Source organism: Pseudochelatococcus sp. G4_1912 (genome assembly GCF_047501465.1).
Classification (GTDB): Bacteria; Pseudomonadota; Alphaproteobacteria; order Rhizobiales; family Beijerinckiaceae; genus Pseudochelatococcus.
Genome location: NZ_JAZDRL010000001.1, coordinates 1,487,929 through 1,503,677, shown reverse-complemented (window position 1 = coordinate 1,503,677; position 15,749 = coordinate 1,487,929). Strand labels below are relative to the sequence as shown.

General features: G+C 54.5%; 14 protein-coding genes. 6 read left to right on the top strand and 8 right to left on the bottom strand.

The genetic code is table 11. The features are described 5' to 3' along the window. Positions 1 to 3 precede the first annotated feature (3 nt). The 3 genes from VRZ32_RS06735 to VRZ32_RS06725 are packed head-to-tail and all read right to left on the bottom strand — an operon-like array spanning position 4 to position 3,699. The gene (locus tag VRZ32_RS06735; protein ID WP_414524900.1) at positions 4 to 1,029 is read right to left on the bottom strand and encodes a putative B6 ABC transporter permease subunit 2; all 1,026 of its coding nucleotides are present in this window, start codon (positions 1,027 to 1,029) and stop codon (positions 4 to 6) included. Then, complete coding sequence (locus VRZ32_RS06730; RefSeq protein ID WP_414524899.1) at positions 1,026 to 2,579, bottom strand: ABC transporter ATP-binding protein; 1,554 nt, start codon at positions 2,577 to 2,579, stop codon at positions 1,026 to 1,028. Before VRZ32_RS06730 ends, VRZ32_RS06735 begins: the two co-directional genes overlap by 4 nt. A gap of 13 nt (positions 2,580 to 2,592) precedes the next feature. Continuing rightward, entirely contained in the window at positions 2,593 to 3,699 is a 1,107-nt protein-coding gene (locus tag VRZ32_RS06725) for a putative B6 ABC transporter substrate-binding protein (RefSeq protein ID WP_414524898.1), read from the bottom strand. A 250-nt stretch (positions 3,700 to 3,949) separates the two neighbouring features. On the opposite strand from VRZ32_RS06725, the gene VRZ32_RS06720 reads away from it, so the two are divergent. The 6 genes from VRZ32_RS06720 to VRZ32_RS06695 all read left to right on the top strand — a co-directional run bounded on the left by VRZ32_RS06720 (position 3,950) and on the right by VRZ32_RS06695 (position 8,863). After that, entirely contained in the window at positions 3,950 to 4,603 is a 654-nt protein-coding gene (locus VRZ32_RS06720; RefSeq protein WP_414524897.1) for a DUF1007 family protein, read from the top strand. Between the two features lie 31 nt (positions 4,604 to 4,634). Then, positions 4,635 to 5,789, top strand: coding sequence for a nickel/cobalt transporter (locus VRZ32_RS06715; RefSeq protein ID WP_414524896.1), 1,155 nt, complete (start codon positions 4,635 to 4,637; stop codon positions 5,787 to 5,789). Positions 5,790 to 6,228: 439 nt separating this feature from the next. Further along, positions 6,229 to 7,068 (top strand): serine O-acetyltransferase, encoded by an 840-nt coding sequence (cysE, locus tag VRZ32_RS06710; protein WP_414524895.1) that lies wholly within the window; start codon positions 6,229 to 6,231, stop codon positions 7,066 to 7,068. A gap of 240 nt (positions 7,069 to 7,308) precedes the next feature. Further along, complete coding sequence (locus VRZ32_RS06705) at positions 7,309 to 7,527, top strand: DUF3126 family protein (protein WP_414524894.1); 219 nt, start codon at positions 7,309 to 7,311, stop codon at positions 7,525 to 7,527. A gap of 207 nt (positions 7,528 to 7,734) precedes the next feature. Continuing rightward, complete coding sequence (locus VRZ32_RS06700) at positions 7,735 to 8,040, top strand: DUF6949 family protein (protein WP_414524893.1); 306 nt, start codon at positions 7,735 to 7,737, stop codon at positions 8,038 to 8,040. A 295-nt stretch (positions 8,041 to 8,335) separates the two neighbouring features. Continuing rightward, positions 8,336 to 8,863 carry a gamma carbonic anhydrase family protein gene (locus VRZ32_RS06695; protein ID WP_414524892.1) on the top strand — a complete coding sequence of 176 codons (528 nt, stop codon included), beginning with the start codon at positions 8,336 to 8,338 and terminating at the stop codon, positions 8,861 to 8,863. Positions 8,864 to 8,871: 8 nt separating this feature from the next. Here the strand turns inward: VRZ32_RS06695 and VRZ32_RS06690 are convergent, their stop codons facing one another. Genes VRZ32_RS06690 through VRZ32_RS06670 form a run of 5 tightly spaced genes read right to left on the bottom strand, consistent with a single transcriptional unit; the run spans position 8,872 to position 15,644 of the window. Then, a complete protein-coding gene (locus tag VRZ32_RS06690) occupies positions 8,872 to 10,167 on the bottom strand; it encodes an MFS transporter (RefSeq protein ID WP_414524891.1) in 1,296 nt (431 codons plus the stop codon). Between the two features lie 57 nt (positions 10,168 to 10,224). Beyond that, complete coding sequence (locus tag VRZ32_RS06685; RefSeq protein WP_414525069.1) at positions 10,225 to 10,623, bottom strand: MarR family winged helix-turn-helix transcriptional regulator; 399 nt, start codon at positions 10,621 to 10,623, stop codon at positions 10,225 to 10,227. A gap of 55 nt (positions 10,624 to 10,678) precedes the next feature. Further along, positions 10,679 to 11,791 (bottom strand): ABC transporter permease, encoded by a 1,113-nt coding sequence (locus VRZ32_RS06680; protein ID WP_414524890.1) that lies wholly within the window; start codon positions 11,789 to 11,791, stop codon positions 10,679 to 10,681. Then, positions 11,791 to 14,577, bottom strand: a complete 2,787-nt coding sequence (rbbA, locus tag VRZ32_RS06675; RefSeq protein ID WP_414524889.1) for a ribosome-associated ATPase/putative transporter RbbA — start codon at positions 14,575 to 14,577, stop codon at positions 11,791 to 11,793. Before rbbA ends, VRZ32_RS06680 begins: the two co-directional genes overlap by 1 nt. Further along, positions 14,574 to 15,644: an HlyD family secretion protein gene (locus VRZ32_RS06670; protein ID WP_414524888.1), complete on the bottom strand. Its 1,071-nt coding sequence runs from the start codon at positions 15,642 to 15,644 to the stop codon at positions 14,574 to 14,576. The genes rbbA and VRZ32_RS06670 overlap by 4 nt, the downstream gene beginning before the upstream one ends. Positions 15,645 to 15,749: the final 105 nt, after the last annotated feature.

Genomic DNA, 15,749 nt, shown 5'->3' with positions numbered 1-15,749 from the left:
CGCTCATATCGGCCCCCTTGTGCGCGCTCGTTGTTCGAGCATGTCGCCCAACGCCAGCGCAATCAACAAGATAGCAACGATCAGCAATGTGACATAATTAGGAATACCCAGTCGCCGCGCGGCGCTCTCACCACCTACAGACAATACCGAAAACAGAAAGACAAAGATGATGGCCCCAAAGCCATTAAAGCGCGCCAGAAACACCAGCGGCACCACCATAAGACTGTAAGCTGGGTTCCAATCAGCGCGTACGTTGCCCTGCACACCCAGAACATCCACCGCCCCGGCCATGCCTGCAAGGCCCGCCGAGAGCGCGAATACGATGATCGTGAGACGCGGCACATTAAGGCCCGCATGCAGGGCTGCACGCGTATTCAACCCGACCACGCGCAATCGCAACCCAAAAGCGGTGCGCGCCATTACCCAATGCACCAACAGCACGACCACGACTCCAATCAAGACACCACTTGAAATCGTTGTGTCGTCTAAACGCGGTAGCCGTTCTGCAACCGGCAGAGTAACCGTTTGCGGCACGGTGGTTGATGGATCTCTGAATACCAGTTTTATCAATAAGTTAGCAAGAGACAACCCCAGAAACGTCATCATCAGGGTAGCGATAATTTCATTGATGCCGCGATAGGCCTTGAGCATCGCGGGCAATAGCGACCATGCCGCACCAACAACCGCCGCAATGACAAAGCACACCACCCATGCGAGCCATAACGGCATAATCCCTGTCAACGTGGGTGCCACCGCCGCAACAGCAACTGCTGCTAACAAATATTGCCCATCACCGCCAAGGTTCCAGATACCAGCACGGAAGGCAATGATCAGACTTGCAGCAATCAACAAAAGCGGCGCCATTCGCGTTATGACGGCCTGCAAACCAGATGGCGACAACAGGCCCCGCTGCATGACTTGCATAAAATATGCAAGCGGATCCACCCCCATGGCCCACAGCATTCCCGCTGTCAACACAAGCGCCACCAGTAGTGGGCCTATAATAGCAAAAGCAAAGCGCCTGATCATGCGGCCTGTCCATCCGCCTGGCTGATTGCGCGCCCAACCAGGGCCCGCGCTTCGGCTCCGTTGTCCAACGCAGCAATCACGCGTCCCGTGTCCATCACCACGATGCGATCTGATAGCGCTAGTATTTCATCAAGATCAGTCGAGATGAGCAGCACAGCAAGTCCTGCCTCGGCAGCCTGCCTTATCCTCTGATGGCAAGCGATAGTGCTTTGAATATCCAGCCCCTGCGTGGGTTTGGCGAAGATAACCGCCTGCGCACCACTGGCAAGCTCGCGCGCCAGCACAACCTTCTGCACATTGCCACCCGATAAATGCCCTACAGGCGTTGCCCCATCGGGGGCGCGGATATCAAAATCAGCAATCGCCTTCCGTGCCCGCACATCGATGGCGGCCTGCCGCACAACGCCCCGGCGCCAGAACGGCGCATCACCAATACGTTTCAACAACAGATTGAGAGCAATCGAAAGGGCACCAACTGTTCCCTCGCGCAGCCGATCATCGCTGGCATAACGCAAGCCGTGCCGGGTGCGCTCACCAACCGACAGATGCCCCACAGGCTTGCCATTCAGCGTTATCTCGCCCGTGCTATGCGCTCTTTGACCGGCTAATGTTTCAGCCAATTGTTTCTGGCCATTGCCATCAATCCCAGCGATGCCCACAATTTCTCCGGCATGGACTGTGAGGTTGATATCAGCAAGCGGCACCCGTACATCGTCCACACTCAGCCCCTTAACCTGCAGCACCTCATTTCCATGAGAGACATGTGGCTTGGCCACATGCGCTGACTTCGACACTGAGCCCGCGAACATCAAATTGACCAGTTCACGATGCGCGGTTTCTCGATCCCAGCCTGTTTGGCGCGGAGATATTCTTGCTACGACACGACCATGGCGCAAAATCGTGATGCGATCGCCAAAATCCAGGGCTTCGTCGAGCTTATGAGTAATGAAGACAACAGCAACCGGCGCTCCAGCATCGCCTTGTACAAGACGGCGCATGAGCCGCCCAAGATCAGCCGCCCCCGCAGGCGTGAGCGTGGCTGTAGGCTCATCCAGCACCAGCACGCGACTGCCTCGCATGAGCGCCCGCACAATCTCAGCATGCTGGCGCTCACCCAAAGAGAGCGCATCCGCACGCGCATAAGGGTCAAAAGGCGCAGCAGGATCAATGCTCTGCGCAACTGTACGCATTTGCTCCGCAAGTTGCGCACGCTGTGGTCTTCGCCACCACACACCCCCCAGCGCCGTATTATCGACAAGGCTCAGCGAGGGCACGAGCTGTCCATGTTGAAATACCGTGCTGATGCCAAGCATCAGTGCATCGCGCGGTGATGCAAGATGCCGCGCCTGGCCTGAAATGCTGATTTTTCCCGCATCAGGATGCTTCACGCCTGCCAGAATGGCAGCCAATGTCGATTTACCAGCTCCGTTCTCACCCAGCAGAACGTGCACTTCACCCGGTCGCAAATCAAGATCGACATCGACCAGCGCCTGAACGCGGCCGAATGACTTACTCACGCGAGCAAGCGACACAATAGGAGCAGCTTCCATAACAGCTGCAATCCTACGGGGTGGAGGTGGTCGTATTCACCAGACGATGCACGCTTTGCGCATCGAAGGATGGCGTCAGTGTGATTTTACCGTCGATGATATCCTGACGAATAGCCGCAACCTCCTGCCATACTTTTTCAGGAATATGCGGGGTTTTCAGCAGCGAAACAGAGTTATCTGCCAATTGGATACCATAGTTTTTCTCGCCATAGGTTCCTGCTTTGACATCAGCAATCATCGCCGAAAATACCGGTTCCAGATTCCAGATGACGGAGGACAGCAGATGCCCCTTATCGATTGGCGTTTTGTCACCAATCACATCGATAAAATATGCCTTGCCACCATCTACAGCCTTGGTGGCCTCAATGGCCGCAAGCATGCCGAAGCTTGAGCCATTGCCCTGCCCCAGAATGATATCGGCACCAGCTGCAATGACAGTTTCCGTCACGCGGCGCGCACCTGCAGCGTCGCTATAGGCAGCGGGGCCGATCACAGCATAGCGAATGATGATGTTTGGCTTTTCGGCCCGCGCACCTTGCGCAAATGCCACAGATTGCGCATTCCAGCCCGGAGGCTCTCCGGAAGTCACGATCCCAAGCGTACCAGTGCGTGTAAGCTTGGCTGCGAGACGTCCGGCCAGATAGGCCCCCTCGTGGCCACTTGCCGTGTAATCAGCCACCTTGCCAGGCACCCGGGCCTCAGGCCGATCCGTGATGGCAACGGGCACGCCAAGTTCTGCGCCGATCTCGGGCGCAGCCGTATTATAGCCGCTTGCATGCGCGATCAGCAGGCCGGCACCATCCTCAATAAGCTCCCGCATCACGGGCCGCACGTCATCGTAGCCGAGGTTTTCCGCCACCATCACCTCAACGCCAGCTTGTTTGCCAGCCGCACGCGCAGCCGTGACACCCTGTTGATTCCAGCCGAAATCGGTTGCGGCCTCGGGCGCCATGATAGCAATCGCCTTCAGCTCAGCTGCACCAGCTGTAAGTGGTAGCATGCACGAAAGCGCGAGCGCAGCTATGATACGACGAACCGGACCATAGGCCTGTCTTTGGTCGCACGGAGTGGCGTGGTGTTTCAGGAATAACATGGATAATTCCATACCTATGGTGCGCATAACTTCCCCCCGCCCATCAACCGGTCTTGCTGTAATCAGAGCTGCAAGCTGATGGTGATATCCGATATGACTCTTGGCGAAGAATAATCCGGCGCATCACCTGATATTTCTTGCCCCTCTCCCTCACTTACAGCAAAATTTCGCCCCATATACAACGCCTATAACGGTGTCATAAGGTGCGTCACGATGCACATGGCCGGTACTGGGCCTCGACATGGCCATAATGCTACATGGAATGGGTCTGGAATTGATGCATAAGCACCTGAAACCACTGCTGGCCGCCATGTGGTGCATTGCGCTGCTCTTTTCGACACAGGCAGCCTTTGCGCATCCTCATGTGTGGGTAACAGCACGGTCACAGCTTGTGTTTGAAGCGAACAAGCTCACAGCCATTCGCCACAGCTGGACCTTCGACCCCGCTTATTCAAAATATGCGATACAAGGGCTCGCGACCAATCCGGACGGCACCATAAACGCTGAAGAACTCGCTGATCTGGCGCGCTTGAATGTCGAAAACCTGCATGAATTCGACTATTTCACCAAAGCCAAGGCCAATGGCAAGGCACTTGCCTTCACTAACCCGATAGAGCCTTCAATCACATTAAAAGACGATGCGCTGACACTGCATTTCACCTTGCCGGTAGATCTGCCAGCTCAGGCTAATCGCACACTTGCGCTAGAGGTCTATGATCCGACCTATTTTGTATCCTTCGTCTTTGCACCCGAACAGGATGCCGTTAATGTGGTTGGCACGCCCAGCAAATGCGCCGTTACAATCACCCGACCGAAGCAGCAGAACTTCAACGAACAGGAGGAGCTGTCAGAAGCGTTTTTCAATGCGTTGACCACCGCCTCCAGCTTCGGGCAAGATTTTGCCACCCGTGCCATCGTCGCATGCCCATGAAATCGTTCAACACCCACGGAATGCCCACTCAATGACTGATACATTTCGCGTGGATGCACAGCGCAGCCCCGCCTTAAGTGCCATTCTGGTGCGCGTGCTGATCGCAGTCGCAGCACTAGCGGCTATTGCGGGTGTATTCGCGCTGGTTTCCATGTGGTGGGCAACGCCAACTGCCGCGCCATCGCCACGCCATCCATTTAGCGCAGGCCTGCAGGAAAAAACGTTTGACCCCGCCGGGCTTGGCAGCACGATCCTGGCCATTCAATCCGCTTTTTATGCGCGCATGATCAGCGTGCTGCAAGGCTTTGCGCAAAGCGCTTCCGCCATTTGGACATTGATTGCTCTCAGTTTCGCTTACGGTGTGTTCCATGCTGCAGGCCCTGGTCATGGCAAGGCGGTAATCGCTGGTTATCTTGTGGCTGACAGCCGTCGCTCGCTCAAACGCGGACTTGGGCTTGCGTTGGCCTCCTCGCTACTGCAAGCAGTTTCTGCTATTGCCATCGTTGGGGTACTTGCAGCTCTGTTTAACGCCACAACGCATACGATCAACACAACCGCCCAAATCGTCGAGCAAGCGAGTTTCGCGCTCGTGGCGCTCGTTGGCTTCATCATGCTTTGGCGCAAGGCTGGAAAGCTCACAGCCCTCTCAGCCAAGCAGCCGGACGCACCTGCGCAAACCATCACAATAGATAGCACGCTTTTTTCCGGCCTGGCATTTCAACCAACACAAGCGACAGCCTCAGGACGTTTCCGGGCGGACGAGGTTAATCCTGAAGATTCCGTGCTGGCATGCCAGCATCCCTCCTGCACCGGCGATGGCTGCGCGCACCTTCTCCTGCCCGAAGAGCTCAATAAACTAGGCAGCCTGCGGGAAATGGCGATGGTTGCGCTCTCAGCAGGCCTGCGCCCCTGCTCCGGCGCCATTATCGTGCTGGTGTTTGCGCTCACCCAGGGGCTTCTCGCGGCTGGCATTGCTGCAGTGTTTGCAATGGCAGTTGGTACTTTCATCACAGTTGGTGTACTCGCAAGTCTGGCCGTCTTCGCCAAGCGTTTCGCTGCAAAACTAGCAGGCACAAACACCCGCACCGGCACACGCGCGCTCGCGGTGCTTGAGGTATTGGCAAGCGCTTTGATCGCCATGACAGGCCTCCTGCTGGCCTTTGGCCAGATGCAGGCAGGCTCATGATTTCACAGATGCACAATGCAATAATTGCATAGCCTCAAAAGATATAATCACAACCGCCTTGTTGGAATAACACGATCTACTGCAATCTGTTAGGAAGATATCTTATCAAACCAGCCGTGCGCGATCAGCAATAGCGCTCATGACAGTTTTTCTCTATAAGAAGTTCAAGGTAGCATAAGCCCCCCCTAGGTAAGTGCTTAATCTGGACGTCTGTGCCCGACGCCCCATATCTGTGGGGTAACTGATTTCAATACGGTTGCCGGTTGAGGCTTGGCCTCATTCTTTCAAACAGCTTGGCACCCGTAATGACAGTGAGAGAAAGTGCGGAGAACATCATGAAAATGGCACACAATTCCGCCTTATCGTATTGCAGTTGACAGGCTTGATGGCATCCATCACGCAATTGTTGCCTCTGACTGGACTTTCGGGAGTCCCCCAAATGATATCTGAACAGCTTTCTCCCAGCACGCCCTCTGAGGTAAACGTGACCCACGCCGACCCCATACTGCTGCGCCTGCGCCGGGAAGCCGAAGCCATCATTCGCAGCGAACCTTATCTGGGCGGTATTATCGCTGGCTCGATCCTTAACCACGATACATTTGAGGCTGTCCTTGCGTTCAAGATCGGCCAGCGTCTGGGCCATGCAACGCTACCGGGTGAGCTTATCACGCAAGGGTTTTTATCAGCTTTTGCGGACGATCCCTCACTGAGCACGACAATCCGTGCAGACTTACTCGCCGTGCTTGATCGTGATCCAGCCTGCTCCCGCCTGATTGAGCCTGTGCTCTATTTCAAGGGTTACCACGCGCTGGTCACCCACCGTCTCGCCCATTGGCTATGGCAACAAGGGCGGCGGGACTTTGCCCTGCATCTGCAAAGTCGTTCGTCCGAAGTTTTCCAAACCGATATCAATCCAGCTGCCCAGTTCGGGCGCGGCATCTTTCTCGATCACGCCACAGGCTTTGTCATGGGCGCGACTGCGGTCGTTGGCGATAACGTGTCAATCTTGCAGGAGGTGACACTTGGTGGCACCGGCAAAGAGCGCGGCGACCGGCATCCAAAGATTGGTAGCGGCGTGCTGATTGGTGCGGGCGCCAAAATCCTGGGTAACATCGAAATTGGGGAATGCGCACGAATCGCTGCCGGATCTGTCGTACTGCACTCCGTGCCGAGTCGCACAACGGTTGCAGGCGTTCCGGCAAAAGTCATCGGCACTGCAGATTGCGCAGAGCCGGCCCGCAGTATGGATCAAATCCTGAGGGAATTGCCGGACAAATAATGCAACTTTGAATTGTCGCACAAAAGCGGTTGCAGCCGCCTTCAGTGCGCACTATCAAACACAGAGATTTTTCCGCCTGGTCGCATCCATTAAGGACGTGGCCGGGCGGAAATGATTTTAGAGCGCCTGACGTTCTGATTTCTATATTTCACCGCAACTTGCGTTCAATTTGATTACTCAAATGAACGCAAACTGCTCTAGAGCTCAACAGAAGCATTCCAAACAAGAGGCTTTCCAGTCATGGACAAAAAAGAAATTAGCAAAGTCGAGCAGTACCTGCGCCGTACGTTTGCCAACCATTCAATCCGCGTTACCGCACGCCCTAAAAAAATCGACTCGGCAGAAGTTTACATTGGTGACGAATTTATTGGCGTTCTGTTTCTCGACGACGAAGACGGCGATAAATCTTATAGCTTCCAGATGGCTATACTTGATACTGATCTTGAAGACGAGGAATAATTCTCTAGTAAGACACCTCAATCGTTTGATTGATCGTTATCATAGGGTGATACAATTCGGAAAAAAGCTTTAAAACGAATAAGCACCCTATGGTTGTGATACATTCTAGATACGCCTGAACGTTAATTTGACCATTTAACTTGTTTATGTTGATGAAGATGTTATATAACGTTATTGTACATCTGGTCTTCATGGAAGTGGACACAAATGTCAAATTTCACACTTCAGGCGCTGGTTCTCGGATTTTCATTTGCTGGCCTCGTTTGTAACAGCTTCGAATATCTCACTGGCCGCCCGGCCAACTTCGGCCTTATGTTTGCGAAAGGCGTCACGCTCATGGTGTGCATGCCTTTGCTGGTATTTTCCGCACCATACATTCTCACACGCAATGCATATCGCGCATGCGCAGTCTACGGACCTCGGCACATATCAGTGCTTCTCGTCTGCATCACTGCGATGATCTGGAGCATTATGTGTGGCCGGGTGATGATGTTCTTTCTTATGACAGCCTGATCGGTTCTGCGAGGCGCTGGCCAGCAACCCACTTTTTCCCATGGCTCAGCAACAGCTGAACTTTTGATCAAAAGCAAAATTATTCTACAAATAAAAATTGTTTTTTATCGATAGCTTGAACTCTCGGCCCCATTGCGAGACAGAATCTTCCTCTCAATCCCACTCTCTAAAAAACCATCAAAGATGCTGCTGAAAAGGCGCCTGTTATTGCGCCATCATCAAAAATGTGCACTTTTCTTGGGTAAGCTGACTATCAGAACAATGAGATACAGCATTCCAGCTTGAGGAGCACATCATGCCTATTTACAAGTTGGGCGAAGCTGTACCAACCCTTCCGCCTGAAGAACAGTTCTGGATTGCCCCTACAGCCTCTGTAATTGGCCGCGTGATCCTGGGTAAGGATGTCGGCGTGTGGTTTGGCGCTGTGCTACGTGGCGACAATGAGCCCTTGCAGGTGGGTGCGGGCACAAACATTCAGGATAATGCCGTTCTTCACTCGGATGCCGGACAGCCACTTACCATCGGTGAAGGCTGCACAATCGGTCATAGTGCAATCGTGCATGGTTGTACAATTGGCGATAACTGCCTGATTGGCATGGGTGCAACAGTGCTGAATGGCGCACGGATTGGCGCAAATTCATTGGTCGGTGCAGGCGCTCTCATTACCGAAGGCAAGGAGTTCCCTGAGGGCTCATTGATCGTCGGCTCACCGGCGCGGGTGGTCAAAAGCCTGGATGAAGAGACAATCGCCAACCTGCGCAAATCTTCCGCGCACTATATCGAGAACTGGAAGCGCTTTTCTGCAAGCCTCATACAGATATAAGGGCGCTCTCAAGCAAGCGCACGAACAGCAGGCCGCCCTGAACGACGCATGGTGAGCACAGAGAGCGCCGCAATGAGGCACATGAAGCCTGCGATTTGTAACGCGGGCATGTAGGTTGCCAGATCATCGCGCAATGTCCCTGTTCCCCATGCTGCTGTCGCTGCACCAATCTGGTGGCCTGCGAATATCCAGCCAAAGAACAGATTTGCCCGCTCACGCCCAAAGCGCTCCGCTGCAAGGCGCACGGTCGGCGGAACAGTTGCCACCCAATCCAGGCCGTAAAAAATTGCAAACAGCGACAGCTCGTAAAAGCTAAACCCTGAATACGACAGAAAGATCAGCGAGAGACCGCGCAGCCCATAGAACCAGAACAGCAACCAGCGGTTATCATAACGATCAGACAGCCAACCCGCGAAAATGGTGCCGGCGAAATCGAATATGCCGATCATCGCAAGCATGCCAGCAGCGGCAACAGGTGCCATGCCGAAATCACCGCAGATCGAGATCCAATGCGTCTGAATAAGGCCGTTGGTGCTTAATCCGCAAACAAAGAACGTACCAAACAACACCCAGAATGTGCCGCTCTTTGAGGCCTCCCGAAGGGCTACCAGTGGCGACAGCATCATGTCCCCCAATCCTCTCCCACTCATAGAAGGCCGAGGTGTGATTTCAGTCTCGCCATAAACCGGCAAGCCAAGATCTGAGGGATAATCGCTCATCAGCAACGCGACAAGCGCCATCGCGACCGTGATGATGATAAGCACAAACGCCAACGCAGCCCGCCATCCCCACGCCTCAGTGAGCGCAGCAAGCAGTGGCAGGAATACAAGCTGGCCCGTGGCATTGCTGGCCGTCATCAAACCAACGACAAGCCCCCGGCGTTGCGAGAACCAGCGCGTTGCAACCGTCGCGCCTAATACCAGCGCCGTCATACCGGTGCCAACACCAACCACGACGCCCCACCAAAGAATAAGCTGCCACAGCTCACGCATGAGAGTCGCGCCAAGAACGCCCATGAGAATAAGCGTCAGCGCACAGATCACCACCTTGCGCACACCAAAGTGGTTCATAAACGCAGCAGCGAATGGCCCCAGCAAACCAAACAGCACAAGCCGCACTGCCATGGCAAAAGAGATATCAGCAATGTCCCACCCAAATTCCTGCTGCAAAGGTGCGATCATGACACCTGCAGAACCCATCGCGCCCGCTGTCGCCAGCATGGTCAGAAAAGTCGTTACGGCAACAACCCAGCCATAATGGATGTTTCGCAATGCCAGATAGGCAGAGAGACGGTTTGCGATCATTGAGTTCCCTGCCCTGATGCTGTCTGCACAAACCCATAAAATGCGATGCTTTTGCCGTTATAGCTCGTCAATCAGCGCCTGAAGCGCTCCCTCTGTCGCAGAAAACCGCTTGCCGATACGCGCCTGCACGCTATCCCAAAGGGGCACACCGCTGTCTAACAGGCGCTCACCTGCTGGCGTTATCGATAGCAATGCTTCACGTTGATCCTCGCCCCGTGTGTTCTGGATCAATCCCCGTCGTTCCAGCACCTTGGCATTACGCCCAACCGTCGAGCGATCAAGCTCCAGATAACGGGCAAGATCTGTCAGCGAAACCGGTGCCCTCTTTTGCACCGTCCGCATGAGGCTGAACTGCGCCACGTTAATTCCAAGCGGCGACAATGCCTCGTCATAAAGCGAGGACATCTTCCGGGATGCCTTACGCATCAAAATGCAATAGCACGCGTCAGCCATGATGCGGGTATATACCCATACATCATCAAGCACAAGAGCGGCCCTGCCAGCGCTACCCTTATTTCAATGATTGGCGGAACCTTCCCAATGCAAACGTAAAGAGCCCCGCGCCAATCGCTACGAGTGCCAGAAACTGCGGCCACACGACATTGATTGATGCACCACGGTAGAGAATGGCTTGAGCCAAAGTCACGAAGTGCGTTGTTGGTGCCAATTGCATAATCATCTGAATGAATTCGGGCATACTTTCCCGTGGGGTGACTCCGCCGGATAAGATATCCAGCGGCAACAGCACAAGTATCAGCAACATGCCGAACTGCGGCATGGAACCGGCAAGCGTCGCCAGAAAGATGCCAAGCGATGTCGTTGCAAATAGATGCAGCGCCGTTCCGACAAGGAATAAAGGTACAGACCCTTCAATCGGCACGCCGAGAAAACCTTGCACCACAACAATCAGCGAAAATGTGGTCGCCAGCAGCACCACAAGCGCCATCGACCATACCTTGCTCACCATGATTTCAAACGGTGTAATTGGCATCACAAGCAGATGCTCTACCGTACCATGCTCACGCTCACGGATCAGAGCTGTGCCGGTGAGGATAATCGACAACATCGTGACATTGTTGATGATGTTGACCACTGCGCCAAACCAGATCTTGCTTAGCTCCGGATTGAAGCGCGCGCGTAAGGCGAGATTGACTGGCAAATCGGATTTCGCACGATAGCGAGCAGCAAACTCGTTGACCTCAGCAGTAACGATCGTCTGCACATAGCCGCTACCAGAAAACGCCTGCGACATGCGGGTAGCATCGACATTCAACTGGATGACCGGCTGTCGACCAGCCAGCAGATCGCGTTGGAAATTCGGTGGAATATTGAGCGCGAACGTGTCGTTACCAGCGTCCATCCGCTGGTCCATTTCGTCCTGCGTTATGATCTCCGGGGTGACGAACAGCGGCGAATAGAACGCGGAGATGATACGCTGCGAAAGCGGAGAGCGATCTTCATCCACAATTGCAATCGGAGCCTTGTTCAACGTCTCCGGCATAGCTGTCGCGGCGCTATAGATCGACACAGTGAAAGCATAAACGATGAGAACCAACAGCACCGGATCACGCAGAAGGCCGCGCAATTCTTTGATGCCCAATTGGAAAATGTTGGAGATGCGCATCAGCTTGCCTGCTTCTTCAAGAGCATAGCACCAAGGCCAATCAAAACAGGCCCAGCGATCAGCAGCGGCCAGAAGGAGGCATGAAGATCTCCGAAGTCCAGCGATTTAGAGAAGGTGCCGCGCGCAATTGTGATGAAATGCGCAGTCGGATAGATACGCCCGACAAACGCCCCAACGCCCTCAAGCGACGACACCGGATCCGTGAGACCCGAGAACTGAACAGCAGGCACAATCGTCAAAATCGCGGTACCGAAGATGGCGGCAATCTGACTGTTCATGAATGCTGAAATCAGCAATCCCATGCCGGTAGAGGCGATCACATACAAAAACGCCCCCAGCAGCAACGTCAGGAACGATCCTTTCACCGGCACGCCAAACACAAAGATGGCAAGCAACACCAGCAGCAGAAAATTCAGCATCGCCAGCATCACATAAGGAATCTGCTTGCCCAGAAGAAACTCAAGCCGGGTCGTTGGCGTGACGTAGAGGTTCACAATCGACCCAAGCTCCTTCTCCCGCACCACGCTAAGAGCGGTCAGCATGGCCGGGATCAGCAGCAGCAAAATGGGGATCACAGCCGGGACAATGGCCGGCAGGCTTTCAACATCGGGGTTATAACGATAGCGAATTTCAACGTTGAACAAGCCTTGCGCAGCGCTCGGCCCAGCCAGAAGCGCAATCTTCTCACTCAACCAGCGTTGATGCACCCCCTGGATATAACCACGGATCGTCTCGGCTCGTTGTGGCATGGCGCCATCAAACCAGACACCAATTTCCACGTGCTTGCCACGCATGACATCACGCCCGAAGCCCGGCGGAATCTCTATCGCAAGCGTGATATCACCGGATCGCATGCGCCGATCAAGGTCCGCATAATCAAGGATCGGCGCTTTTTCTGTAAAATATCGTGAACCGGCAATATCAAGCGTATAGCTGCGACTAATTGACGTCTGATCATTGTCCAGAACCGCAAACGTCAGATCCTCAACATCCATGCTGATGCCGTAGCCAATGATGAACATCAAGATGACGCTGCCCAGCAACGCCAAGGTCGCACGAATGGGATCACGTTGCAGTTCCAGCCCTTCAAGCCGGGCATAACTCATCATGCGGCGCACATCGAAAAACCGGGATGCCTGATGCTGTTCCGCCTCCGGCGTTATGGAAGAGGCTGCAGTAACCTCAGCCGCCACTGTGGCAGTGGGGGGTGGCGCAACTGTCCCGGCACCCGCCTCTTCCAGATAAGCGATAAACGCGTCTTCCAGACTCGCTGCGCCGCGTTTTTCGACAATGCCCGCAGGCGTATCACTCACCAGCACTTTGCCGGCATGCATCAGTGATATGCGATCGCAGCGCTCAGCTTCATTCATGAAGTGAGTGGAGATAAAAATCGTTACCTCATCATTACGCGCCAGATCAATGAGCGATTGCCACAACGCGTCACGCGCCACGGGATCAACACCTGATGTTGGCTCGTCCAGAATGAGAATTTCCGGCCCATGGATGAGCGCCACCGCCAGTGACAATCGCTGCCGTATACCTAGCGGCAATGCATCTGGCAGCACGTCCATAACCTCTGTCAGGTCGAAGCGATTTGCCATCTCGGCTATACGCGCGGGAATGGTTTCCGGTGGTAAATGAAACAAGCGCGCATGCAGATCGAGGTTCTGGCGCACAGTTAGCTCAATATAAAGCGAGAACGCCTGCGACATGTATCCCACGCGTTGGCGCACGCTGATATCCTTGGGATCGACAATCTGCCCAAACAGCCGTGCCGTACCCTCGGTTGCGGGCAACAAACCGGTGAGCATCTTCATCGTGGTGGTTTTGCCGCAACCGTTGGAGCCCAGGAAGCCGAAAATCTCACCTTTGGGAATGCGAAAACTCACGTTATCAACCGCAACGAAATCGCCAAAACGCATGGTCAGCCCTTCGGCTTCGATAGCGGGCGTTTCATTGGGATGCTCAACACGCGGTCGCAGTTCTACCTTGTGATGCGCGTTGCGGATCTCTTCCGGCAATAGCGCAATGAAGGCATCATCCAGTGTCTGGGCACCGGTGCGTGTCAGCATGTCGGCAGGTGTGCCCGTGGCAAGCACTCGCCCTGCATCCATGGCCACCAGCCAATCGAAACGTGCAGCCTCTTCCATATAAGCTGTAGCGACGATCACGCTCATTTGCGGACGTTCGCGCCGGATATCGTCAATCAGATCCCAGAACTGCCGCCGTGAGAGTGGATCAACACCGGTTGTCGGTTCATCAAGGATCAGCAAATCCGGATCATGAATAAGCGCGCAGCACAGCCCAAGTTTCTGCTTCATGCCGCCAGATAACTTGCCCGCAGGGCGATCTGTGAAAGGCGCAAGACCCGTGCGGCCTAATAATTGGGCGATGCGCGCCTCACGCTCTTTTTTATCGTGACCAAACAGGCGGCCAAAGAAGTCAATATTCTCAAAAACCGAGAGCGTGGGATAAAGGTTTTTCCCAAGCCCCTGCGGCATATAAGCAATTCTCGGACAAGTGATATTGCGATGACGTTCATTGGCAATATCGCCACCTAACACCATCACCTGCCCCGCCTGCACAACGCGCGCGCCTGCCACCAGCGATAGAAAACTCGATTTGCCAACACCATCAGGACCAATCAAGCCCACCATCACGCCTGCGGGAATGTCGAGATCGACATTCTCCAACGCGCGCGTCTTGCCATAGCTGAGGCTGACGCCCTTGGCAGATACAACCGATGAACCTGATGGTGAGCTGACAGGTTGATTGGGCGCGATCATTGATCGGCAACCGTCTTCTGCAGGTTCTCAGGCCATTGAGCATCGGGATGCAGCTGCACATAAGCCATGCCCGGCAAGCCGGTTTTGACATGCGTGATGTACTGGCGCAGCAATTCCGGTGGAATCTGGGCGCGTATACGGAACATCAGCTTTTCACGCTCGACCGCCGTCTCGACAGTCTTTGGCGTGAACTGGGCCACATCCGAAACAAACGATATCCTGGCAGGAATGACATATTGAGGCGCCGCATCCAGCACGATGCGTGCATCAGCCCCAAGCGCCAATTTCCCGGCTTGCGCTGTGGGCAGGAAGAAGGTCATGTAAACATCGCTGAGATCGACAAGATTCAGCACCCGTCCCCCGGCTGCAAGTACCTCACCCGGTTGCGCCACGCGGAACTGCACCCGTCCATCGCGCGGAGAAGTCAGCACGCTATCCGCGATATCAGCTTCAATCCGTTCGATTGTTGCTTTCGCAGCATCAACAGCTGCCCCCGCACCGATAACCTGAGATTCTGCTGCACCAATTGCGGCATTGGTCGCAGCAAGCTGCGCTTTAGCGGCCTCAACCGCAGCCGCAGCACCGAGCGCACGAGCACGGTCATCATCAAGCACTTGCTGGGAGATATTGTCGCGAATAATAAGCTGCTCAGATCTTTTGAGACGCTTGTCAGCGGCATCTCGCTCCGCCTCACGTTGAGCCACAACCGCAGTAGAAGCAGCTTGCTCGGCCGTTCGTTGTGTAACCTGATTGCGGGCTGTTTCCACAGCAATCAAAGCCTGCTGCAGCTGCGCTTCAGCCTGGCGCTTTTGCGCCTGTAACTGATCGGTATCCATCACCGCAAGGGTTTGCCCGGCCTGCACGAAATCTCCCTCGCGCACCAAAACATCCCGCACCCGACCGGCTGCCTTTGTGGAAACATCAATTTCGGTGGCTTCAATGCGACCATTGCCGCCAGCGATTCCTTCTGGCAGGCCATGTGGGCGCAACTCTTTCCATCCGTAGTAGCCAACAACAGCGAGCACAATCACAGCACCAAGCGCCAACCATTTCCTAGAAAAGCTCATACGGCCGCCATCCCCACTGCTACACCATTCATATTGCAAGGCTTACATGGAAGCGCAAAAATTGATTTTTTACAAGCTGCTAGACAGAATATCTTTTAAGAATAG

What these genes read in the sequence shown, in the direction of transcription:
- VRZ32_RS06670 (WP_414524888.1), bottom strand. Translation starts at nt 15,644, where the DNA reads ATGAGCTTTTCTAGGAAATGGTTGGCGCTTGGTGCTGTGATTGTGCTC.
- VRZ32_RS06735 (WP_414524900.1), bottom strand. Translation starts at nt 1,029, where the DNA reads ATGATCAGGCGCTTTGCTTTTGCTATTATAGGCCCACTACTGGTGGCG.
- VRZ32_RS06680 (WP_414524890.1), bottom strand. Translation starts at nt 11,791, where the DNA reads ATGCGCATCTCCAACATTTTCCAATTGGGCATCAAAGAATTGCGCGGC.
- cysE (WP_414524895.1), top strand. Translation starts at nt 6,229, where the DNA reads ATGATATCTGAACAGCTTTCTCCCAGCACGCCCTCTGAGGTAAACGTG.
- VRZ32_RS06690 (WP_414524891.1), bottom strand. Translation starts at nt 10,167, where the DNA reads ATGATCGCAAACCGTCTCTCTGCCTATCTGGCATTGCGAAACATCCAT.
- VRZ32_RS06730 (WP_414524899.1), bottom strand. Translation starts at nt 2,579, where the DNA reads ATGGAAGCTGCTCCTATTGTGTCGCTTGCTCGCGTGAGTAAGTCATTC.
- VRZ32_RS06715 (WP_414524896.1), top strand. Translation starts at nt 4,635, where the DNA reads ATGACTGATACATTTCGCGTGGATGCACAGCGCAGCCCCGCCTTAAGT.
- VRZ32_RS06700 (WP_414524893.1), top strand. Translation starts at nt 7,735, where the DNA reads ATGTCAAATTTCACACTTCAGGCGCTGGTTCTCGGATTTTCATTTGCT.
- VRZ32_RS06720 (WP_414524897.1), top strand. Translation starts at nt 3,950, where the DNA reads ATGCATAAGCACCTGAAACCACTGCTGGCCGCCATGTGGTGCATTGCG.
- VRZ32_RS06695 (WP_414524892.1), top strand. Translation starts at nt 8,336, where the DNA reads ATGCCTATTTACAAGTTGGGCGAAGCTGTACCAACCCTTCCGCCTGAA.
- VRZ32_RS06705 (WP_414524894.1), top strand. Translation starts at nt 7,309, where the DNA reads ATGGACAAAAAAGAAATTAGCAAAGTCGAGCAGTACCTGCGCCGTACG.
- rbbA (WP_414524889.1), bottom strand. Translation starts at nt 14,577, where the DNA reads ATGATCGCGCCCAATCAACCTGTCAGCTCACCATCAGGTTCATCGGTT.
- VRZ32_RS06725 (WP_414524898.1), bottom strand. Translation starts at nt 3,699, where the DNA reads ATGCGCACCATAGGTATGGAATTATCCATGTTATTCCTGAAACACCAC.